Origin of the sequence: Sungkyunkwania multivorans (assembly GCF_042675645.1) — a bacterium.
GTDB lineage: Bacteria > Bacteroidota > Bacteroidia > Flavobacteriales > Flavobacteriaceae > Sungkyunkwania > Sungkyunkwania multivorans.
On record NZ_JBHTJH010000004.1, the window covers coordinates 1015792 to 1038820 of the forward strand.

The 23029-nt window shown below is 40.6% G+C and carries 16 protein-coding genes; 12 read left to right on the top strand and 4 right to left on the bottom strand.

Annotated elements, in window-relative coordinates:
* The first annotated feature begins 47 nt into the window (after positions 1-47).
* Positions 48-1328 carry a protoporphyrinogen/coproporphyrinogen oxidase gene (locus tag ACFQ1M_RS07615; protein ID WP_386406288.1) on the top strand — a complete coding sequence of 427 codons (1281 nt, stop codon included), beginning with the start codon at positions 48-50 and terminating at the stop codon, positions 1326-1328.
* A gap of 55 nt (positions 1329-1383) precedes the next feature.
* On the opposite strand, the gene ACFQ1M_RS07620 is transcribed toward ACFQ1M_RS07615, so the two are convergent.
* Entirely contained in the window at positions 1384-5004 is a 3621-nt protein-coding gene (locus ACFQ1M_RS07620; RefSeq protein ID WP_386406291.1) for a G8 domain-containing protein, read from the bottom strand.
* Between the two features lie 154 nt (positions 5005-5158).
* Here ACFQ1M_RS07620 and ACFQ1M_RS07625 point away from each other — a divergent pair, with 154 nt between their 5' ends.
* The 3 genes from ACFQ1M_RS07625 (at position 5159) to ACFQ1M_RS07635 (ending at position 8788) form a co-directional block, all read left to right on the top strand.
* A complete protein-coding gene (locus ACFQ1M_RS07625) occupies positions 5159-5290 on the top strand; it encodes a hypothetical protein (protein ID WP_386406294.1) in 132 nt (43 codons plus the stop codon).
* Between the two features lie 237 nt (positions 5291-5527).
* On the top strand, positions 5528-8443 hold the full coding sequence (locus tag ACFQ1M_RS07630) for a hypothetical protein (protein ID WP_386406297.1): 2916 nt from the start codon (positions 5528-5530) through the stop codon (positions 8441-8443).
* A 153-nt stretch (positions 8444-8596) separates the two neighbouring features.
* Positions 8597-8788: a cold-shock protein gene (locus ACFQ1M_RS07635; RefSeq protein WP_386406300.1), complete on the top strand. Its 192-nt coding sequence runs from the start codon at positions 8597-8599 to the stop codon at positions 8786-8788.
* Between the two features lie 130 nt (positions 8789-8918).
* Here the strand turns inward: ACFQ1M_RS07635 and ACFQ1M_RS07640 are convergent, their stop codons facing one another.
* Positions 8919-11471, bottom strand: a complete 2553-nt coding sequence (locus ACFQ1M_RS07640; protein WP_386406303.1) for a LytTR family transcriptional regulator DNA-binding domain-containing protein — start codon at positions 11469-11471, stop codon at positions 8919-8921.
* Positions 11472-11741: 270 nt separating this feature from the next.
* Between ACFQ1M_RS07640 and ACFQ1M_RS07645 the strand changes: the two genes are divergently transcribed.
* The 3 genes from ACFQ1M_RS07645 (at position 11742) to ACFQ1M_RS07655 (ending at position 13848) form a co-directional block, all read left to right on the top strand.
* Entirely contained in the window at positions 11742-13142 is a 1401-nt protein-coding gene (locus ACFQ1M_RS07645; RefSeq protein WP_386406306.1) for a cadherin repeat domain-containing protein, read from the top strand.
* Between the two features lie 63 nt (positions 13143-13205).
* Positions 13206-13430: a hypothetical protein gene (locus ACFQ1M_RS07650; protein WP_386406309.1), complete on the top strand. Its 225-nt coding sequence runs from the start codon at positions 13206-13208 to the stop codon at positions 13428-13430.
* A 31-nt stretch (positions 13431-13461) separates the two neighbouring features.
* The gene (locus ACFQ1M_RS07655) at positions 13462-13848 is read left to right on the top strand and encodes a hypothetical protein (protein WP_386406312.1); all 387 of its coding nucleotides are present in this window, start codon (positions 13462-13464) and stop codon (positions 13846-13848) included.
* 117 nt (positions 13849-13965) lie between these two features.
* Here the strand turns inward: ACFQ1M_RS07655 and ACFQ1M_RS07660 are convergent, their stop codons facing one another.
* Positions 13966-15186 carry a multiheme c-type cytochrome gene (locus ACFQ1M_RS07660; RefSeq protein ID WP_386406315.1) on the bottom strand — a complete coding sequence of 407 codons (1221 nt, stop codon included), beginning with the start codon at positions 15184-15186 and terminating at the stop codon, positions 13966-13968.
* Positions 15187-15694: 508 nt separating this feature from the next.
* Between ACFQ1M_RS07660 and ACFQ1M_RS07665 the strand changes: the two genes are divergently transcribed.
* From ACFQ1M_RS07665 to ACFQ1M_RS07680, 4 genes are all read left to right on the top strand, one after another.
* On the top strand, positions 15695-16648 hold the full coding sequence (locus ACFQ1M_RS07665; RefSeq protein ID WP_386406318.1) for a glycoside hydrolase family 16 protein: 954 nt from the start codon (positions 15695-15697) through the stop codon (positions 16646-16648).
* 332 nt (positions 16649-16980) lie between these two features.
* Entirely contained in the window at positions 16981-17640 is a 660-nt protein-coding gene (locus ACFQ1M_RS07670) for a response regulator (protein WP_386406321.1), read from the top strand.
* A 46-nt stretch (positions 17641-17686) separates the two neighbouring features.
* The gene (locus ACFQ1M_RS07675; protein ID WP_386406324.1) at positions 17687-19558 is read left to right on the top strand and encodes a tetratricopeptide repeat-containing sensor histidine kinase; all 1872 of its coding nucleotides are present in this window, start codon (positions 17687-17689) and stop codon (positions 19556-19558) included.
* Positions 19559-19700: 142 nt separating this feature from the next.
* Complete coding sequence (locus tag ACFQ1M_RS07680) at positions 19701-20045, top strand: hypothetical protein (RefSeq protein WP_386406327.1); 345 nt, start codon at positions 19701-19703, stop codon at positions 20043-20045.
* A 171-nt stretch (positions 20046-20216) separates the two neighbouring features.
* Here the strand turns inward: ACFQ1M_RS07680 and ACFQ1M_RS07685 are convergent, their stop codons facing one another.
* Positions 20217-21134, bottom strand: coding sequence for a LamG-like jellyroll fold domain-containing protein (locus ACFQ1M_RS07685; protein ID WP_386406330.1), 918 nt, complete (start codon positions 21132-21134; stop codon positions 20217-20219).
* 137 nt (positions 21135-21271) lie between these two features.
* Here ACFQ1M_RS07685 and ACFQ1M_RS07690 point away from each other — a divergent pair, with 137 nt between their 5' ends.
* Entirely contained in the window at positions 21272-22720 is a 1449-nt protein-coding gene (locus tag ACFQ1M_RS07690; protein ID WP_386406333.1) for an amidase, read from the top strand.
* Positions 22721-23029: the final 309 nt, after the last annotated feature.

The following is a 23029-nucleotide window of genomic DNA, read 5'->3' on the forward strand; positions in this document are numbered from 1 at the left end:
TTTACGTGTGCTTCTTTTAGACTTTACTTTTATCGTATTTTTATCATATGAAAAAGGAAGACTACAAGATACACATCATTGGTGCTGGAATAAGTGGCCTTGTCGCTGCGATTGAATTAGAAAAGGCTGGCTTTAGACCCATAATTATAGAGGCTACCGGTGAGGTGGGAGGACGTGTTAAGACCGACCAAGTAAAAGGTTATCAGTTGGATCATGGTTTTCAAGTATTGTTGGATGCATACCCAAAGGCGAAGCAATATCTTGATCTCGAGTTGCTTGCGTTGCAACAGCTTCGTCCAGGTGCTTTGATCTTTAAGAATGGAAGGTCGCAACAGATCGGTGACCCCCTTAGAGATCCTTCTTTTTTGTGGAGCACATTGACATCGAACGTAGGGTCGCTAGCCGATAAATGGAAGATATTCAAACTCAACATCGCACTGAAGAAAAAGTCGTTAGAAAGTATCTTTGAAGAACCCGAAAAGACCACGCTACACTATTTGAAAGACTTTGGATTCAGTGATCGTATCATCACAAATTTTTTCAAGCCCTTTTTTACTGGAATTTTTTTAGAGCCAGACCTGCAAACTTCGAGCAGGATGTTCTGTTTTGTATATAAAATGTTCGGTGAGGGTCATGCCACCTTGCCAAAAGCCGGTATTGGCGCTGTTGCACATCAACTTTCTAAGAAATTAAGTAATACCACATTTAGATTCAATACAAAAGTGAAAGCTGTGACAAGCAACGCCCTTACCCTTGACGATGGGACCGAACTAGAAAGCAACGCCACGATCATTGCGACAGATCCCTCATCGATGATATCCAATTTACGAAATCAGGAAATTTCTTGGAAGTCATGTGATACGTTGTATTTTGAAGTACCAAAACGTACAATAACCACACCATTGATCGGATTGGTAGCCGATAAAGAGGCCTTGATCAACAATATCTTTTATCATGATAGTATTGAAACCTTACAGCAAGGTGACAATGCACTGCTCTCAGTAACGGTAGTAAAATCGCATCAGCTAAATGAAACCGATCTGATACGACGTGTGCAAGATGATCTAAAGGATTTTTGTGGCATTGCGCACACTGTCTTTTTAAAACATTATTTTATCCCTCAGGCACTTCCTGATATCGATGCGTTGCGATATGATCTTTCACCAACAGAGAGCCTATTGAACGAACGCATCTTTCTCGCGGGAGATCAATTGCTCAATGGCTCTCTCAATGCTGCCATGTCTTCGGGAGAGGCAGCTGCAAAAGGATTACTTCATATGCTAGAAGGCGGTGTCGATCCAGAACATCTGGTAAGTGACTCGCTTTAAGTGGCAGGTTTAAATCGCTATTGTCAATTAAAATATGACATAATTATTTTTGTACCTACTTTCTAACTAGTATCTTTTTGGTGAATTGCATCGTGTCTGTGGAAATTTTCACAAAATATAAACCAGTCGATAGCGAAGATAGGGGTAAGGTGGTAATACCATTACCTACACTCTTTTCGTACACTTTCATTCCTTTAGTGTTGTATATGCTAATCACAGCAGATGGCAACTCTTTACTCAAGCTAACATACAAAGCTTCTTTTGCAGGATTTGGATAAAGAATGATCTGTTTTTCTATCGCTGTCTGTGTGCCTATAATATCAAGCGTCGCTGAGACATTGATTTCCATGATCTTTTCGGATGAAATACCGCTATTATCAGTAGCGATGGCTTTCAAAATATGCGTCCCAGAAGTCAAGTTCATCAATGGTAAATCTTCATTGTTAGCATTTGTAGTACCCCATTCGTAAGGCGCTGCGTTTTCTTGACGCACCAGCGCATCATCAAAGTACAATTGCACGTTTGCGATGCCGTTATCGACAGCTGTTGCATTATTGCCAATAGCCTCTACAACCACGCCCAGATCGTCACCTTCCACTAATTGATTGCTTAATGGACTAATGAAGTTAACTATGGGTGATGGGTCGCAATTTTCATCTAAAACCACATCTGGCCCATGGATATAGTCGATCCAGGTATGAACATTGGCAGTCGGATCAGGCGGAAAATCGAGACGTATCTTTCGTATGGTTTTATCCATCCAGTCCAAATTATTGTTCATGTCAAAGACAAGCTCTTCAAATACATTGGGCTGCTGCGGAGTCACTGTAACCGAGCGCGCGGCAGCGAAGTTAGGTTGATCGGTGGTCGTCCAAAACAACTGAAAAGAACCCACTGCCTGGGATCGAATACGCACTTTTAATTGTGGCACCTCTGATCCTTTAAAATTTAAGGCTCCTCGAACAATATATGGGTCACTCGAGTTATCTGCTCGAGTCAACCAAAAGGTCTCACTACTTGTGTTGCTCGCAATGATATTGAATCGCTCAAATGATTCGTCCGACCGATTGAACTCAAAGTTAAGGTCTCCTGCATCGTTGGGCATTCTACAATTCTGTACTTCTTCGGTATCGGAAAGTCCATCACCATCGGAGTCATCCAAGGCGGTTAATTCGTCACATGGGGGCGTCACAGGGGTGAATGCGCCCATACCGTCCCATCGCAGGTCCAAAGTAGATCTTGAATTGCCATTGGCGCGCATTTTGATATATACATCGCCATTACCATCAATAAAATAGGAATTGCTAGTTGCGGTTTCGACTGCACTGATCGAATTTAATTGGGTCAAATTATTTCCAGTTACTCTAAAATTAGCGAGCTTGCCCAAACCTTTATAGGAAGTCATAACCAGATCACCTTCTTCGCCACGATCCATGATAATGTGAATATGTCTACCAGAAGGCGGCTGTGTCAAATAATAATTATAGGTGAATCCTTGGTTGACGATCACCCCATACTTGTAGGTTTGGTTATCATCACCAACATCCCACAGGCAAACTTCGGGCGTATTTGGTTTGGTCCTGGTGACGACTAGAGGGGCAGCGTCATCCATCAACTTATGAAGCCAGATGGTCGCAAAGAAATAATCGGATCTTGCTGCGTTGACCCAAGAACTGTGTTTGTACTCATGTCCGTCCGTATTAAATGGGACGTCGCGTACCAAGGTGGTATTTGCTTTCCCTAGCAAGCCACCATCATAATCCTTGAAGAATTGATTTAATTTTTTGGGACGGGTATTGGGCGGAATGTTAACAAAACGAAACGGGAAAGGTGCTGCAAACCCTTTGGTCGATCCTCTAAAAGATGGATTCACGTTGGGTGTAGCTCCGCCACCTACAATCTGTTTGATCATATTTGAATTTGGTCGGTCCCAACCTTCAAAATGACAATCGATATGTCGGCCAGGGCCATCATAGAATCGGAAGAATTCGCGTTCCCCTTCAAAGACACCTAGATCGGTATCCACATTAAAAAGACTGTTCTGAATGGTTAAATTGGCCGCGAGCATGGTCACCGTTTTGTTGTCGCTAAAGGCACCATCTAAAAATACCACCTTAGATGAATCGCCGCCGTTCCCAAGGCCGCAGTAGATCGCCTGGTCATTGGCGTAGAACAATCCGTTGGTAATATACTGTTCGGTCTGAATGTCCCAACCCGCATTTGTTCTGATCGAGTGATCATCATTAAGCTGGTCGAACACATCAAAACCAGTCATGCAGCTGTGTGCAACGAAATTTTGAAAAAGTCCTAAGGGTTCCTTCCAGGGGATGATATTCTCAAAATATGGCATATTTCCCGATGGCGATAAGGGTCCATTGGTAGGAAATGCAAACCAAAAACCAGTGCCTTCTGTTCCTGCAGCAACATTATTTTCGAAATAGTTGTTCGGGTTGGTGATCCAAAAGGATGCCGGTGTTCTATTCTGTGGTTGGTTCATCTCATTGTCTGAGGGTGTTAGCTCTTCCCCTTGCTGCGGACGTCTCGTGACAAATACGACGCTGTTCTTAACCGTATTATAGCGTTCTCCACCATCTTCAAAGAAGATCCCGTGTCCAATGTGATCGTATGCAAAAACACCGTCTAAGGTAATATAGTCGGTCCCATGTATGGTCACTGCTCTATTGAATGATCTATGAATACTGCTATTTTTTAAATAGCTGCCCTGCGCAGCATCTTCATTGAGATGCCAGTGAAAAGGATATCTGCCCAATTTGGCCTTTTGCCCCATCTTGTAGAGCTCGACATTTTCGGCGTGAACAACAGAACCTTTCATAAACATCATATGTCCGCCAAATCCAGCTTCCTCCATGGCCGTATTCATTTGCCCTTGAATTTTGATGGAGTGGGAGAGGATCCCAACTTCAGCGGCGATATTTACCTCCCAGGTCTTACCATCCGTTGGTCGTGTGTACGACTTGGAGCCTCCGATATGCCTGTATTGTAATGGTGTGGCAAGGGTGAGTGTTCTTCCGTCCATACTGATGTTTGTTATCTGTACTTCATCCACATCTTCCCAAGCCTTGGTCTGGGATGTAGCAAGTCCGGTAGAGGTGATGGCTATTTTATCTCCAACTTCCCAGTTAACGGGTTCTTTTAATATGATCTGGGTAGCGTCTTTCTCGGCAGTGGTAGCCAAATTGGTCCAGCTTTCTTTCCTTTTACCGTGTAATTCTAGACGCCCACCATCCATTACCATGATTGCCTTTGAGTGTACGCCGGTATTGGGAATCAATTCGGAAGGATCGGTTCCTAACAAAGTAATGGTGCCACCATCAGAACTGATGTAGGGGTCAGCAGCAGTCCCTATCTCTAAGCTGCCGCTTGGTCCCATCACCATGACCCATTTTGTCTCGAGGTGAAATCCGGCATTCTGTTCTTGTCCTTTGAGTGCCTGCAGTTTTCCCATGACCCTAACACTGTTGGCAGTACAAATGTTGCGAAGTGTGATGGTGGTCCCATTGGTGATCATCACGTCATCGTTTGCTGTTGGAAGTTGATTATTTGGCCAAGTACTTGGCTCATCCCAGTCGCCCGACTGAACAGGACTGATCTGCGCGATATTGACACAAGTGATGAGAAATGCGATGATGAACGGGACGAGTGATGTAGTTTTCATAGCAATAGTGTGGTTTCGATCGGTTATACTACATTCAAATACGAAGAAACGCCTTAAAGCGGACTTTTTAAAACTTTAGATGCGAAAGAATTAACAAAAGCGATATAAATATTTATAATTTTATCACGTAGCATTTGTGTCTCATACATTGTAAATGAAGGAATTCATGTGCATCAACTATGGGAATCGCATCTCCAATGAGGACTCTCATATTTTTGAGATCCTTGATGGTCTTCGATTTAAAATTACCACATTATTCCTTAACTCTTTCCCCGCCACTGGATGAACAAAGACCCAATATTAATGGACAAATGATCTGGCTTATTCATTCAATCAACCAGAACCACTTCTTTTTAAAAGTTTATTCTTAAAAGTGAATTCCCAAAAGTGAACAGCATGCTCTTTCAATAAAAATTCTTAGAATCGCGATTATTTTTGGGATGTCCACCCGTTGTCCACATCGATGATTTGGTGTAAATCGTTGGTCGCTATAGTTTTGAAGCATACCACAAAACACACCAATATGAGATCTTCCTTATTTCGTCACCGTTTAAAATTATCATGGTCTATTTCCCTTTTCCTATTGTCTTCTAATGCCTTTTCCAACTCATTCACAGCCACACCATATAGTGATTCGATAGAGGAGACCGTGCGCCTCAAACTCAATGAACTTATCGGGAATAAGAATTATAGCTTTCAATCCTTAAAAGTGAATTCTGAAAAGAACGGTCTCACAGGTGTTGGCACCTTCTTTAAAAAACCGGGTGTCGGATTCACCGCTTCCTACGATAGTTTATCTAAGAAGACCTTCTTTGAATTGCGACTTCCTGATAATTCCAAGGTTGGCATTGGCAATAGAGATGCTTCTGACCTTATGGGAAAATCGTTAAAAGATTTGATTCCTAAAACCTTGCGGTCCAGTTTGTCCTTGAGGGTTTTCAACTTTAAATTCGATAAAGAAGACAAAAAGATTTCCGAGGTGAATCTGACTTTTGAGTCTTTGAAGGATTTGAAACTTTTAGATTTCAATGCGTTCCGGTTGAAAGGAATAAAGACCATCCTTACCATCGAACATCCGCAGGACAGCCAAAAGAAACGTACCTCCGGTATTTTGGAAGGGACGACAGGCATAGCAGGGAAGAATGTGTTATTTACTGCAAAACTTAAAAGCAACTCGGATGCTCTAGAATATATAGGGAAGGTAGAGGATGTTGATTTCTCTGGTACGCTCACCTCACTTTTGGGAGACTGGAAACTAGGAGGTTTTTCATTACCACAAAAACTATTCGACATCAAACTGGCTTCTACCGAATTGTCCATTATTCCAGCAAAAAAGTCGATAGGCCTCAGTTCGGTATCAACATTTGGAGTGATCAGCGGACATATTGCCAAGAAGGCAAAACCCAAGAAGGGCGAGAAAGATCATAGTTATCTCTTTATGATCGAGCCTCATAAGGATGCCAAACTCTCTAAGATCAGTGAACATCTCAAACTTCTGGATAACATTGACCTATCGAAACAGGTATTGGTACTATCTTCAGAGAAGAAGAGCAAATCTGAAAAGGATAAGACACCATTTAAGGATAAAATTAGCTCTGGAGTAAAAAAAGGCCTCAATATGATGGCGAGCATCGATCTTACCAAGATAAAGCTGGATCATCTTATCGGTGTCAAAGATATGATCGTCAGTGCACCCATCACTTCCAAGTTAGATAATGTGGTCTTAGAGGGGGATATCAACACCAATATCCAGATCGGCCCCAATGCCACCTTATCGAACGCGGTCTTTAGACTAACGCCCTCGCCAAAGGATTTTTCGGTATCAATATTGGGTGAAATGCATACCAATATATCTGGAGACAAGCTGTTGTTTAGAGGAGGTGTTGAGTTGGTACTTACCGATCAGACCATGAATTTTATGGCCATGATGGAAGGGCAATGGAACGATCCGCTGGGTGCTCGTGGCTTGGCTGTTAAGGATCTAGGCATACAAATGGGTGCTAGCTTTACGACCACCCCCATACCACTACCAAATGTGGCCCTGACCGGACAAGTGTTCATTGGAGATTTTGCAGGTGCCGCCTCCGTTTCTTTCGATTCGCGAAATCCTTCAAAGAATATGCTCGCATTGCAATACAACAAGATCGAACTATTGGACTTGGTAAATCTGGTGACCAGCCCAAGCATCAGGCGAAATATCAGCCCGCAACTTCAAAAAACGCTACGCGGCTTTTATTCGGAAAATGTGGTGATCGAATCTGTTCCTGCACCGATGCAGGTACTGGAAACTTATTACGAACCCGGTTTTAGAATGCAAGGGACTATTGCCATTGTTGGCGTGAAAGGGGAGGCAGGATTTGACATGGACTATGACAATGGAATGACTGCACACGGTTCGGTCGATCCCATAAAACTTGCCATATTTGAACTAAAGGGCGCCAATGGAAAGCCTAAACCTGGATTCTCTTTAAGCATAGAGCGTAATAAAAGACCAGTGGTTGCGCTCAATGGTGGGGTAAAACTTCTGGGGGTTGAAGCGGCCACGGATGTTCATTTGGTGGACAACGGCTATAATTTTATGGTCAATGGGAAGGTATTCAATCTCTTCCAAGGAGCCATTGCGGCAAGGGGACAGGATCTTTCAAAAGCGGTTGACATGCAATTGAATGTCACCATGCAAAATGATTTCCGCAACTTTATAGAGAATCAACTGAAGAACTATGTCACCAACGCCACCTCAGAATCGATCAAAAAGCTGCAGAAGGCGCAAAGCAATGTAAAAAAAGCGCAACAGACGGTAGATTCTTGGTCGGCGAATGTAGAGCAGATACGGCAACTGGTCATCAAGGATCAGGCGAAGGATCGCGCAAAAATACAAAAGGCGAGAGATGCGGTAAATGCGGCGCAGCGTAAGGTAGATGGCCTAAATAATACATTGCGAAAACTAGAGCGCGAGAAAGCTGGTTATAAAAAGCACCAATTGGTGAAATTATCAGCAGTAAATACCAAGATCGCCTCGACGAAGACAGCCAGATTCACCGCCACCAAGACCTTGAACGGTGCCAAACATGTATTGAATGGATTGACGAAATTGAACATAGACCCAGAAAAAGATGGCAGATTGATCTCTGCACGCGCTAGTCATAGATCGGCGCAATTGACGCTTGAAGGCACTCAGAAAACTATGGATGGGCTGATCTGGTCGCTGGGTAAAACTGGGAAGGCCGCAAAATTCATCGTAGAAAAGGGGTCGGATGCCGTCGTAAACATTAGAAGAGCCTCATTTGCGGGAGCTTTGGGCAAAGTGCATGGTGCCAAAGTAGATTTGGATATAGAATTGGATTGGATGAACAAACGAGAGACGCTTAGAATGAAGTTCGATTTCTATAACACGGCCGAATCCATTGCTGGTATGGGAAAATCGTTGCTGGAGAAATAGGGCAGGTCTAGGTCGAGAACAGGCGATCGATTTCGGACACCTAACGACCATATTTAGTAATAAATTGAAAATAAGTGGATTAATATGTTGGATATCCAAATAATGGCATCATCTTTGCACTTTGAAAATTATTATAAATTTAATTACATTACAATGAGTAAAGGAACAGTAAAATTCTTCAATGATGCTAAAGGATTTGGATTTATCACTGAAGAAGGTGCCAGTAAGGACCACTTTGTACACTTTTCTGGGTTGATCGACGAAATTCGCGAAGGCGACGAAGTTGAATTCGATCTTAAAGAAGGCAACAAAGGATTAAACGCAGTGAACGTAAAAGTTATCTAATACATATACTTCTAAGTTTAATGAAAAGCCCGTCAAGATGACGGGCTTTTTTGTTGCTTGATTTTGAGTGTTCGTCAATCCCAAACCGATCAATGACCGCAGTTGAAACGGATGAAGCTGTTAAGAAGTATTAAAATTGAATTTTTTCCAATTCGTTTAAATAAGTTTCACCAACCGGGATTTTATGATCTTTTATTACTACCCAATTACGTCCTTTACTCGATACTTGGTCTAGTCGAACGATATAGGAGCGATGCACTCGAAGGTATTCTAGACTATCGGGAGTGCTACTGATAAAATCGCCTATTTTGCATCGTATGGTGAATGTTTTTTTTGGTGTAACTATGTCTAAATAGTTACCTTGAGAATGAACGAATAAAATCTCGTGTGTCGGAATTTTAAAATCTTCACCATTAGCTCTGAACTTATAATACCGTTCTTTACGTTTAAGGCGTTTTATAGCTAGCCGTAAAAGCTCTCTTATAATATCCTTGTTATAGGAGAGAACACGAATCCTAAAAAATAAATAAACAAGTCCACAAAAAAGAACAGCGGTCAACAAATAAAACCACCATCTTTTCCAAAAGGGTTGAAGAATTTTAAAACTATATAAGCTTAAAAGGTCATTTTTTTCATCGTTGACCAAAGCTTTAACCTCGAAGGTATACATTCCAGGAGAAAGCGAAGGGAAACTAATAAGACGATTAGATGTTTTTGTCCACGATGTATCTATTTCTTTCAGTCTGTAGCGATATTCTATTTTATCTACATTACGATGCGAAATTGCTTCAACTTCAAAATCTATTGAGTTCTGATCATGGTTTAGTTTAACGTTGTTTACATTAGTTTTGGCTTTATTTACCAAGACACTTTTAATACTAAGAGATAAGACATTCAGGGTATCTTTTCTATCGATCAAGCCCTTATCAAAGAAGCACAACCCACGTTTTGTTGCGACCCAAATGGTATCATTTATAATTTCTACGTCATTGATATCGTTACTTAACAGACCATCAGACTTGGTAATAGTATTTACGGTAAATGTGTCGTCGGACCTAAATTCAATTCTGTTTAGACCGTTATTGGTACAAGCCCAAATGGTAGAGTCATTTTCAATATGGACTTCGTTTACTGAGTTATGAGTTAGACCATTGGTTTTATCAATACCATAAATGCTGTCACCATAAACAATGACACCATGGTCTTGAGATGCCATGTACACTTTGTTTTTTGTCTTATTTACATCAATATCATACAGTCTTGATTTAAGAAGAGGCGAGGGTTGATAGGGTTTTATTTCATTGTCTCTTTTACGATATAAGCCTGAAGGTGTAGCAATCAATATTTCGTTATTAAACATACAAATGTCCTCAGTTCTAACACCTGTATCATAAAATCCTATGGTATCATTTTCGATTATTGTAAAGACTGTTGACTTTACGGTAACTAGTGGATTTAAAACATTTTCAGGCAGCTTTCTGCCACCTTCTATGATAATAGGAGTTTGCTTTTTTGTTAGATTTTTAATAATAAAATCACTCGACGCGTAAACTTCCGATCTTTCGGAATTAAACTCGACCTGTGCTGGACGATCATTTTTACCTTTATAAAGTAATTTTGTTTCAAGATTTTTAATTCTAGTAATATCCCCGTTGTAGTATCCTGCAAAAAGTTGGTTTTTATCATCCTTTACTAAGGAATTAATATTTTCATTGGTAAAAACTTGTATTGCTGGATTCTTAATTCTAAAAACACCATCATCAAGCGTTGTAAACCAATAACTCCCTTCTGCATCAATTAAAAAACTACTCACAGATTTGTTTGGTAAAAAGGTGTTAACAATATTTCCGGAAATATCCCGAAACTCCGCACCTTGACTGTAATAACCGACCCAAAATAGCGTATCATTAATACGTTGAATTCCTGTAGGGTATTGCTCTGTATCGTAATAGGTGACGTTTTTAGATGCAGTAAATGTTGCCAATTTATTATTAATAAATACAATTGAGGTGTCATTAAGAAACTCTACAGAGATGCGCGATGTATTAGGGTGTTCTGTAGGTATAGCCAAAAGGCTATCATCTGAGTCATAATTATAAAAAAGGGAGCCAAATGCCTTATTTTGCTTTAATATCCCGAGTTTAATATGTGACTTGCGTTCCACATAGGGTAAATCCGGCTCAAAGTATTTATTATAATGCTTGTTAACTTTTCCTTGGTTTGATATCTCAACAAAGCCCTGAATACTATAGCCTCCTAAGGTTAAGTTGCTTTTATCATCCGCAAAAATTGATTTAATAATCGTTTTCGGACTGATACTTTGTCTCAATTCATCATTAAACTGATATAATTTAAATCCGTCAAATACCTCATTAAAATAGAATAAGGTTTTACTGTGAAGTTCAAAACAAAAAATACGTCCATCTCCTTGTGGAAAAAAATCCAAAATGGTATTTCCAGGCAAACCATCTTTTGATGTAAAATTTTTAAACTCATATCCATTAAATCGTGATAAACCTCTATCAGTAGCAAACCAAATGTGACCTAGTTTGTCTTGATAGACATCAAATACTTCAGAGCTTGGTAAACCATCATCTACATCAAAATGTTCGTAAATATAGGACTGGGAAATTCCCGTAAGAGGCGCAAAAATAAATGTAAAAAAAAGTAAAGCTGATTTCAATATAAAAAGATTTAAACAAATGTAATATTAATCAAAATATGACGAATCTAAGCTGATTGGTGTTCGTCACTATTTCAAAGTGTTTTGTCACAATGCTATTATCCATAGGCTTTTCAAGGCTGTCAATAACGCTTTTTGAAACTGGTTCTTATTAAAAATGACTTCATCACTTTTTAGCGTAGGTTTCATCACAAATTGATTTTTTCTTGTCGAAGATAGAAGGGTTCCATAATATTTTGCCTGCTTAAAATCTAATAAACATATTTTGACATGAAAAAAACTCTCAAATTTACAAACCTATTCATGTTAGCACTTTCGCTAATAATTTTTAGCTGTAGCGATGATGACAGTGTAGAAATCACGCTTGAAGACTTGACCGTTACCATTGACGAAAATCCTATTAGCGGTCAAATCATAGGAACTATTGAGGTCATGGGGACATCTAGTCCGGACTTTAGCATTTCTAGCCAAACACCAAACGGAGCCTTAGCTATTGATAATAGTTCTGGTGAACTAACTGTTGCAGACGCTGCATTATTCGATTTTGAAACAAATCCTGTAATAACTGCAACAGTTTCTGCTGTTGGAGCCGCAAATTCGGCAACCGTAACTATTAATCTTACCAATGTAGAGGTCACTGTACAGGATTTAACTGTTACCATCGATGAAAATCCAACAACTGGTCAAGTACTAGGTTTGGTACAATCTAGTGGAGGAGTTGATTCAAATTTTAGTGTTGTATCTCAAACTCCTTTTGGCGCCCTAAGTATAGATATGACCACAGGCGAGTTAACTGTTGCCGATGCCGCCTTATTCGATTTTGAAACAAACCCAATAATAACAGCATCAATTTCTGACAGTGAGTCGGCAAATCCAGCAACCGTAACTATTAATCTTACAAATATTAATGAAGTCGTATTTCAAACTTTTGATGAAAGCATAGACGAGAATCCTACAAATGGTCAAGTTATTGGTACCGTGCAAAGTAACGCCACTGGTAACCCCAATTATAGTATTGTATCGCAAACTCCAGCTGGTGCTATTGCCATAGACCCTAATACTGGCGTAGTTACTGTTGCTGATGCATCTTTATTTGATTATGAAATAAATCAAGGTGTAGATGCTGTAATATCAGCTGATGATGCAGACGACTCATCTGATTTTGAAATACAAATTGATAATGTTAATGAAATAGGGGATTTCAATCATGGGGGTATAATATTCTGGATAGATCCTACGAGCAATAATAGTGAAGGTTTAGTTATCTCTCTTTATAATCAAGCAGGAGGTGTTCCTTGGGGTTGCCTAGGAGTTACAACAGGAGCAACAGGAACCGCAATAGGAACTGGCGAAACAAATACAAATGCTATTATGAATTCAACATGTGCTTCAGGAAGTGCTGCGGAAATTGCCTATAATTTAAATGAAAACGGATTTGATGATTGGTTTTTGCCAAGTATGGACGAATGGAATGAGTTTTACTCAAACTTATCTATACTTGGTAATGCCATATTAGCAAATGGAGGAGATGTTATTTCAAATTCCTATTGGAGTTCAACTGAAGTTGATAGTAATAATGCGATTTGGTATAATGTAACTCAAAGTGTTAGTCTCCCAAAAGATAATACAATATTGGGTGTAAGAGCCGTACGAGCTTGGACCGATTTTTAAACACCAAAAAAGAGCTGCTTATGAATTACAATTCGTGAGTGGCTCTTTTACAACCAAGTTGTGATGGAGAACATTGGGTCAAAACTACGAAAAGGCGGTCTTCTACTTGCTGCTATGGGAATAATATCATTTGTTCTCTCTATTTTCAATTATAATCTACGGTTGCTGGCCTGGATAGATAATTGGGGAAATACCACGGGCTGGATAATTCGTATTGTTTTGATCATTGGAGGTGGTGCTCTTTTCATTCTTTTCGGTAGAGAAGAGGAGAAAGAAGATGAGGCCTAAAAAACGATAAAATTCTTGTAAAATGATGACTATGGAAAATTTGATCGAAGTAAGGAATGACTATAACACGCTAGATAAGTTACACAGCCGACTTAAAAAAGAGACCAACTATGAATGTTCTAAGACCTACGATTCTTGGGAATTAAGAACAGACCCTAACGGACATATGTCACAATGCCTAGTTCTTAAGAAAAGCGGCATGCATGCGGTCAAGGCTTATTTTATAGATGAGCACACCCTTAAAATAAACTATATCATACCCAACAAAGTATTACATGCTTACTTTGGTAAAAGTGTAAAGGCCAGGCGAGATATTATTGAAATAATTACAGGGGCAATCAAACAAGCGATACTGTCAGACTCGCAGAAAAAAGCTTTTGAGGAATTAGAGAATACTATTCGAAAAGCATCATCTTAAAAGCGATCTATGACCGTATTTCCGTCTAAATAGCATTTGATCATTTGGACCAAAATGTATGATGAAACGTTTTCGGACAGTATTGATGGCAATGTTCCTTTTTGGATGTGGAGCCGTCTATGGAAGTTCATTGCCATAGATTCCAATTTTGTGCGTTCTTACTTTAATTGAATCCGAATGGTCGTTTGAATTTAGCCCATTAAAAGTTATGGCAGATGTAGTTAAAAGCGGCATGTGACAGCTAATACAATCAAGTTTCTCTTGATGCTCCAAAGAAAATGAATGATTGCCAGCATCTTGATGACACCCTATGCATTTCTGAGAAAATGTTGCTGATTGCTGTCTTTCATTTTTATGCGGATCGTGACAAGTGGTACAGTTCAAACTTTCAGATCTTTTAAAACACTTGCTCATGGTAAGCAAGCCATATTGGTTTCCATGAACATCCAGTTTGGTCGTATCTATCGGCATATAATTAGGTATTCTAAAACTATCAAGCTTATCACCGGTCTTAAACGTGAATGGCATTTTTAAGGGTCTTCCCAAACCTGAATGACAGCGTGCGCAGGCATCTAGCTGCTGTTGTCGTGTCAGTGTTTTAATGTCCAAGATATGCTGTGCCATTTTTAATTCGGGATCATTGATATGAGCATTTACATGCTTTAAGGACGGTCCATGACAACTTTCACAATCCACACCGAATATCATTTCTTTCTTTACAAACATATTGCTGTTAAAATCGGTCGGTAAATGATTTCTGGCAAAGGTCGTATGGCATTCTAGACAATTAGGAATTACCGCGCGATCAAAGTGGATGCGATCATTTGAATAACCTGGGCTATGAATCCATTTGTTGCTTTTATTTAAATAGGAGACCGGTAATTGGTACAATCTATTGTCGTTCCAATAAAGAAAGGTTTGCCCTTTGGTCCCCGAACCAATGATAATATCAAAGGGTTCTTTCCTAACAAATCTCTCATCCTTAAAAGCAGCCTGATAAAGCTGGTCCTCATCTATCATCTTAAAAACGATATGCTCATTCAACTTTAAGATGTTATGTACTTTGAAATCACCAACAACGTTGTCATCACTTACCAACTGGGAAGTGTTGTAATGTGGTGTTTTTAAGTGTTCATTGTAGATGTTCTCATGGCAGGCTATACACCTTTGCGAACCCGCATATTTAGAACCATCATAGGCTGTAGCGACAGGCGCTATGGAAATCATGGTATCTTTAACACCCGAATTACATCTTACAAAGAATAGCAAAAAGAACAATGACCCAAAGAATAATATACTGAAGGACCTTCTCGAACAATTATGCATTCTAAAGAACATTCGTTTTAGTATTGTTTATGTTTCCGCTGAAGATAGATCTGTTGACATATCGAATTAAGATGCATAACGTTTTTCCTTGATTAAAAATCGATGATAGAGGGTACAAATTAATAAAAATAAGCTGGTGCCAACAGCGGTATCCGTGGTTTTACTCATAATAATGTATCACTATGATCACATGCTGGTGTGGCGTCTGTACAAACGGTAACGGTAAATGGGCAATGATAACTACAGTAATCCTTATTCAATACCAAATAATATATACAGCAATGAAAATCTACAAACTTCAATCTTAAGATCTGGCACTTTCCATTTTGTGAATGTCTGTTTATCAATAATTTGTATATTTATACTGCCTTACAATAACAACTGATTCCTTTCGGCTGTAATAATAATAATCTAATTCACTTCTTACACTTTTGACTGTGATAGCATTTGATATGTTCTGTAAACGTATCGAGTACTGTGACATTTTAATTCAAGTAACCAACCTTAAATTATTATTATTATGAAAAGATTATCTTTTATTGCGGTTGCACTTTGTTTCACATTTGCATCCTGCGAAAGCGAACTAACGGAACCGTTAGATGAAAAGAACATCACCATTGAAACACTTTCAGAAGAAATACCCGAGCCTGATATATCGGAGCCCGAGGTCGTAGCTGTACATGAGCGTTCTGCTAGGGTAGGTCCTTGGAGCGATATCATATCAGAAAATTTCAGCTCCAATTCTAATATAGACGATAATTGGATACGGACACATGGACGATATGATTACAATTCCGATCTGTGCTACTACGTACGATGGAGTCCTAGGCTGGAGACCTTGGACGGTAGACAATGCCTGCGATTGGCGGCATGGAAAAACGGTAACACCTATCGATCCGGCCATGTGAAATCTAGAAAGAAATTCTATCCAAGGAGAAATGAAGACATCTGGGTGGGAGCAAGCATAAAGCTATTGGCGAAAGATGGCGCTGGTTATAAGGGATTCAACGACACCTATGGCGCATGGCCCGCATTTTGGACGGTGAACGAAGACCCGGGAGTTTGGCCTACACAAGGGGAGATCGATATGATGGAAGGATACTCGTTTGGTGGAAGTGCTCGTTTTGCCAGGAATTTGTTCTATGGTACGCAAACAGGGAACAATCTATTGGATAATCGATTGGAAAGACGATATGAGGTCTCCGAAGGATGGCATACCTATTCGATGCTTTGGCGTAACAGAAATGGTGCCGTGGATTGCCACATATACCTAGATGGTCAATGGCTCGGTGTCTATTGGAGCGGCAGTGACAACGATTTGAATATGGAAGCCTTTAAAGATCATAACCTTATTCTCAACCTCAATATCGGGGATAAACACGGTATCTTCAACAACTCCCAGATCAATATATTCTCAACGATGAATATGTATGTCGATTGGGTAAGTGTGCGAAGAAGAGATAACAATTTGTAGATACGCCTACAAACTTCTATTTTTTTTGCTAACGAAGTTAAACTCCATAAAGGTTCTTAGAGCTTTTATGGGGTTTTTTATTCAAAGTATAGGAGGGAAGCACAACTTGCCTTTGCAAACTATGGGTGCCAGAATGACTACGATAGGCAGGCGAGGAGCAACACCAAGCCTACGGTAGGAAGGCGTTCCAAAATGACCTATTCACAAATTAACATCTTGCTTCCCAATATGTTAAAGTCTTTTTTTCTTTAAATTTTACGGCTAATTGTTTATATTAACAGTACCAATAACACCAGGATTCGCAATTAAAGTTTCCTAATGCCTCATTGAAAATGACCAATACAAAGCCAATTGACATCCTTGTCATTGATGACCACACCATGTTTGCAGATGGACTACGGTCTATTTTAAATTCCCATGACAATATAGGAACCCTAAAGAATGTTACCAGCGCCGAAGAAGGCTATGAACTGATCACCTCAGACTCATTTGCCTTGGTGATCACGGACATTGGCTTGCCAAAAATGAACGGGATCGAGTTGATCAAAAAGGTCAAAGCACGCAACATACAGGTTCCGTTTTTGGTATTAAGCATGCATATTGGGCGAGAATTGGTAAAAGAAATCCTACATGTAGAAGCGGAAGGATATTTGTTGAAAAAAGCTGGCAAAGCCGAGTTGCTAAAGGCAGTAGATCAGATCGTCAATGGTGGTGTGTACTATGGGAATGAGATCTCCTCGATCATGGTGGATCTTATCAACGACAAAAAACCGAATAAACTTAGGACCAATGTGGAATTGACGGCCAGAGAGCGAGAAATTCTGCAGCTGATCTGTCGCGAACTATCCAGTAAACAAATCGCCAATGAACTGAATATAGGAATTTGTACGGTAGAGACGCACCGCAGGAGTATGTTTCAAAAGACCAATTCGAAAAGTGTGATCGGACTTGTTCGTTATGCGGTAGAGAACAATCTCGCCATTTGGACATGATCAGGTAAGTATTCATTCAATAGCATTCTTGTCTAAAACAACACCGATGAAGTTAATATATCTTGCCCCTGTTTTTCTGTTGATAACTTCTGTTTCCTTTTCGCAGGTGTCCAATGATGAACTGACGAAGCTAAAACATACTGCCGATTCCCTATATGATTCCCAGGCCAGTTATCATTTATCGCTAAAGGTGTTCTTACAAATGGATTCTTTACTTAAAGATGACCGAAGTTCGGATCTCGCCTTTTACACCCGATCCAGAATTGCTAAAAATTACAATGCGGTCGATAATGCCGAAAGATCGATTGCCTATAGCATAGACAATGTATCGCGTTCCAAACAGGAAGGAAATTGGTATTACCAGACAGATGCCTTGCTAAATTTGGTTGTCAGCCATACGCTAAAGCGTGAGTTCGATACCGCCTTGGAATATTATGAGCAAGCTGAGAAAATCATTAGCGAAAATAATTCTCTCAGGCTAGAGATGGACGCGAAAAATGCATTGGCCTTTTTAAACATCGTCAATGGGGACACGGACGAAGCCATAGAAAATTATCAAAAAGCGCTAGAACTCGCCACCAAATTGAACGCCCACCGCCTTAAGAATAAGATCTATGGGAATTTGAGTTTCTGCTATATGCAAAAAAAGGAATACCAAAAGGCGATCGCCATAGGCAAGAGCGCCTTGGAGGAAAGTAGGAAGAATGGCTTTAACCCAAAATACGCTATCCCTAGCAATATAGGGGCAAACTATCAACTTCTTAAAGAATACGATTCTGCCTTGCATTATTTCAAAATGTCCAGCCAGCTGGCTCGCATTTCGGGAGTGAAACTTCATATCGCCACCGCAGATTACGATATCGGGTCCTTTTATGCTGATAGGAAGAACTACAGACAGGCCATTACCTACTATTGGAGAAGCTACCAACTTTCTGACAGCATTAAAAGTTACCCAGCGATAGCACGAGCCAGTGAACAGTTATCAAAGTCCTATGAGCAACTGGGAGATCATCGAAACGCCTTGAAATTTTTAAAGAGACATCAGGTGATCAAAGACTCGTTGGCGGAAAGATCCAAGAAAAAGAAGTTGGAAGAATTTCAAACAAAGTATGAGACCAAAGAAAAGGAAGAGCAAATATTGATCCTCGATAGGGAGAACACCTTAAAGGCGGCGGTGATCAAACAAAAGGAATATCAGAGAAATATCTTGTGGGTCATATTTATAAGCATCATGCTACTTTTGAGCTTTGGGATGTGGGCCTGGCAACGAATGAACAAGAAAAAGCTATTGTCCAAACAAGAGAACCTGCGCTATAAGAGCATTATCGAAACAGAGCAAAGAGAACGCAAGCGGATCGCGCAAGATCTCCACGATAGCCTAGGGCAGACGATCTCTGCGATCAGGATGCAGGCGACGTTATTGCCAATATCCAAGGAACAGTCAGCACCGCATGAGAAATTGATAAAGCAAGTGGATCATGCCTATGACGAACTGCGAAATATTTCCCATAATATCATGCCCGATACCCTGATCAAACTCGGGTTGGTTCCCGCAATCCGGGAATTGATCACAGAATTGACCGTAGCGAATGTGCTCACCATAGAATTACAAGCAGAGGAACCCGCTCGTGCGTTAAGTGAGGATCAGAGTGTGAACTTGTACAGGATCGTTCAAGAGCTGCTCTCAAATACGATCAAACACGCCCAGGCGACCTTGGTGAATGTGATATTAGAAAACAAGAACAAACATCTCGCCCTACGCATTACCGACAACGGGAAAGGTATGGATGTAAAGAGGGTGGACCAGTCTAGAGGCATGGGGTGGAAGAACATCGTATCGAGAGTGATGTTGATCTCTGCTACGATGGACGTGAAATCAAGACCCGGTCTTGGCACCACGGTCTCCATTCTTCTCTAACGCTCATCTCATGGTAAACCATGAGGCACAATCATCATTTACCATGATTGAAAGGGAGGTTAAATTATGATATCTTGTATCAATGGCGGAAACCGAAAAGCCAATAACCAATAGAGTAGGTCAATACCAAATAACTATGCTTATGAAAACATCCGAAATCAAATTGTTTTGCCTTAGTATTCTTACGGTCCTTTTGAGTACCGCCAGTATTAACGCGAACGACCATGAACAGGTAGCGCAGCCCGAATCTTTGGACATGATCGCTGAGAAAGTGCCGCTAACCGCAGAGAACATCTTCCATCTAGATGTAGAAGTATATGACAATCTAGATGCTAAGACATTTACCGCAGCCCTCATGACCTTTTCTTGTTATCGATGGGTGTGGAAACGCGTATGGATATGGGATGGATGGCGTCCAAGACGTGTTTGGAAATGGGTCAGAGTACCTTGTGCAGAGGGCCCTGGGACCACCATTCCACCTCACTAGGATAACAATGTAGACGAAAAATCCCTTATATATTGCTGATTCATTCGTTTACAAACTAGTTGAAAATAGTAGGGAGCGCCGTTTTATTGAAATGGCACTCCTTGAATTTTTTAATAGGATCATTCCTAAGCCAGAAAAATGAGGTTTCTGCACAGACCTTTGTCTATGGTCTCATTTCTGTATGTCTAAAACAGTATGCACCCCATTTTCTAACTCATACAGCGTGGCGATCTCGCTATCGGTCAAATTTCTATTGAAAATAGCCAAATCGTCCATAAGTCCGATATATCCCAGTCCCAAATAAATATTGGATTTGGCAAGTTCCCAAGTAAAAGGTGTATCGATATTGGCACGAGTCCCCTTGAGCTTACCATTCATATACAGCGACGCCTGTCCCTTATTCGTATTAAGATCAGAAAAGTTGATCAGAATATGGGTCCATTGACCACTGCCAAAAGGCGGATTTTTCACACCGGTAAGACGCTCGTTAAAAATGGGATTCTCATTATCAGGGCCTTCTGGGTTTGGGTTCCATACATCGCGATCGCCAATAACTCCCAATCGAAAATCGCGAGGGTTCTCTTTGGTGAAATCAACCCAAATGGCTGCATCGTTATAGCTTACATCGGTAATTTGAATAGGATCGCAATAGCCCGGTTCTAAGTCCGTAGCAGGATCCAAGCTTAACCAAAATGAAATTGCGCCACTCCAATTTTCTTTGCTATAGGCGATGTTTTTTTCGCTGGGATAATAGATATTTCCAGTGCTACGTTCGGTAAAGACCAATCCATGGCCATATTTTCCCTTTCCCGCTTGTCGGCTGATATCCAGTTTGTGCAATCCAACCTTTGCAGAATCGATCGCTTTTCTATTGGGTACGGTATACATCTGTGCATCACCTAAGGCAAAATCTGCATCGATGCCCTTATCAAAAGAAGCATAAAAGGTGAGCGCTTCTTTTAAATTGGTTTTGTTGGCATCCATAACCGTTGTTTCTTTGGGTTTTTCCTGCTGTTTACAAGAATATAGGGCAAGAGCGAAAATGGCCAGGATACCTACCGAAGTGCTTCTAATTGCTGTATTGAACATGAGGTAACGGGATATTGGTGACACCCATAAAAATACGAATTAAAAGTCAGACATTGAGCTTCTTGCGGCTCTCAGATGACATCTATCATAGGATTTTGATGCCTCCTTCTAGATATTTGGTGGACGTAAAGACCTAAATGATGTCAAGTGGTTTTATATACAAATCGGCCATAGAGCTTGCTGGACTTATCCGCTCTGGAGAGGCGAGTTCTACGGAAATAGTCCAAGCGCACATCACTCAGATCAAGCAACACAACCCTTCATTAAATGCCGTCATTATCCTGCTGGAAGACGAGGCCTTGCTCGAGGCGAAGGCTTGTGATGCTGAAGCAAAACAAGGACAATTTAGAGGCCCACTTCATGGGGTACCCATGACCATCAAAGAGCAATTTTGGTTAAAGGGCACTAGATCGACTTTAAATAGTCGTCGTTTAAAGGATTGGACCGCCCCAGAAGATGCCTTGGTCGTCACCCGTTTAAAAGAGGCAGGAGCCATCATTCTAGGCAAGACCAATATATCGAAGGAAATGATGGACTACCAAATTGATGGGGACATTTATCCTACTTGCTACAACCCATACAATAAAGCCTATTCTCCGGGAGGCAGCTCAGGGGGATCGGCCGTAGCACTGGCTGTTGGAATGACTCCTATTGAATTGGGAGGTGATATGGGCGGATCGGTGCGTATTCCTCCAAACTTTTGTGGGGTCTATGGTTTGAAGACCACAGAGAATACCATCCCAACGTATGGACTGGTCCCTAAACCAAAAAATACCAAAGGGTATCTATATGATATGGCCGTCATAGGACCGATGGCGAGAACACCAGAAGACCTGGAATTGGTATGGAATATTATGAAAGGCCCCGATAAGGGAGATCGAAGAATTACTCCAATTCATTGGAAAAAGCCTACACAAAGACAAATGAGCGATTTAAAAATTGCATGGGTCAATGGTTGGAAAGATCATACGACCAGTAGGCAAACTCAAAAAGTGATCAAAGACTTCATTCAATTGATCAGCAGTCAGGGCGGACAGACTGAACAACTTGCCCCAAAAGAAGGGCTGCACCATCAAACGCTTGAATTACATAACAGGCTGAGTATGATGATGATCATGCAGGACCTTCCATGGTTGGTGAAACCCCTTATGGTACAAGGATTGAAGAAGGGATTTTTGAAAGGTGAGGAGCACATTCATTGGAAGTTCAAAGACAGCTTTACCGATTATTCGCAACAGCTAGGGCAACGCCTACAAATCATTAAAGAATGGGAAACTTATTTTGAGGAATTCGATCTGTTGGTGTGCCCGTCTGGATTTGGACCTGCCTACAGACGCTGTAAGATCGGCACGCCTATTACCTACGATGGCACCACACTTAAATATATCGATTATGTATATCCCTACAATGCCTGCTTCAATGCGACCGGGCACCCGGCGATAGCAATACCCTTAGGTCTAGATAAAGAAGGATTACCGATTGGCGTGCAAGTGGTGGGACCGTACTGGAGCGAACCGGAGCTCTTGCATTTTGCGAAGTTGATCTCAAAGCATACCAAAGGGTTTATAAGACCCAAAGGCTATTGAACGATAGGCACGACTCATGGCGGCTGTTAATTTCCATATAAAAACTGATTGTACTTAAAGGCCAATTGTAGTTTAATAGCAATTTAAAACATCCAAAATTTAGAACCATTTTTACGGGAAAACCGTAAGGTAGAGTGGGGGAGATTGGGTAAATTACCGCTGTTTTTACAAAGCAATTTGGCTTTTGAGTTTACAAGTTTCATATAAGTGAATGCCAACTAAACAAGGAGGGACTTTCTTCGAGATCGAGGATTGGAGTAGAGGTTACCGATTGAAAATAAGTATATTATTTACTTCATCAAAATTAAT

What these genes read in the sequence shown, in the direction of transcription:
- ACFQ1M_RS07615 (WP_386406288.1), top strand. Translation starts at nt 48, where the DNA reads ATGAAAAAGGAAGACTACAAGATACACATCATTGGTGCTGGAATAAGT.
- ACFQ1M_RS07620 (WP_386406291.1), bottom strand. Translation starts at nt 5,004, where the DNA reads ATGAAAACTACATCACTCGTCCCGTTCATCATCGCATTTCTCATCACT.
- ACFQ1M_RS07625 (WP_386406294.1), top strand. Translation starts at nt 5,159, where the DNA reads ATGAAGGAATTCATGTGCATCAACTATGGGAATCGCATCTCCAATGAG.
- ACFQ1M_RS07630 (WP_386406297.1), top strand. Translation starts at nt 5,528, where the DNA reads ATGAGATCTTCCTTATTTCGTCACCGTTTAAAATTATCATGGTCTATT.
- ACFQ1M_RS07635 (WP_386406300.1), top strand. Translation starts at nt 8,597, where the DNA reads ATGAGTAAAGGAACAGTAAAATTCTTCAATGATGCTAAAGGATTTGGA.
- ACFQ1M_RS07645 (WP_386406306.1), top strand. Translation starts at nt 11,742, where the DNA reads ATGAAAAAAACTCTCAAATTTACAAACCTATTCATGTTAGCACTTTCG.
- ACFQ1M_RS07650 (WP_386406309.1), top strand. Translation starts at nt 13,206, where the DNA reads ATGGAGAACATTGGGTCAAAACTACGAAAAGGCGGTCTTCTACTTGCT.
- ACFQ1M_RS07655 (WP_386406312.1), top strand. Translation starts at nt 13,462, where the DNA reads ATGGAAAATTTGATCGAAGTAAGGAATGACTATAACACGCTAGATAAG.
- ACFQ1M_RS07660 (WP_386406315.1), bottom strand. Translation starts at nt 15,186, where the DNA reads ATGTTCTTTAGAATGCATAATTGTTCGAGAAGGTCCTTCAGTATATTA.
- ACFQ1M_RS07665 (WP_386406318.1), top strand. Translation starts at nt 15,695, where the DNA reads ATGAAAAGATTATCTTTTATTGCGGTTGCACTTTGTTTCACATTTGCA.
- ACFQ1M_RS07670 (WP_386406321.1), top strand. Translation starts at nt 16,981, where the DNA reads ATGACCAATACAAAGCCAATTGACATCCTTGTCATTGATGACCACACC.
- ACFQ1M_RS07675 (WP_386406324.1), top strand. Translation starts at nt 17,687, where the DNA reads ATGAAGTTAATATATCTTGCCCCTGTTTTTCTGTTGATAACTTCTGTT.
- ACFQ1M_RS07680 (WP_386406327.1), top strand. Translation starts at nt 19,701, where the DNA reads ATGAAAACATCCGAAATCAAATTGTTTTGCCTTAGTATTCTTACGGTC.
- ACFQ1M_RS07685 (WP_386406330.1), bottom strand. Translation starts at nt 21,134, where the DNA reads ATGTTCAATACAGCAATTAGAAGCACTTCGGTAGGTATCCTGGCCATT.
- ACFQ1M_RS07690 (WP_386406333.1), top strand. Translation starts at nt 21,272, where the DNA reads ATGATGTCAAGTGGTTTTATATACAAATCGGCCATAGAGCTTGCTGGA.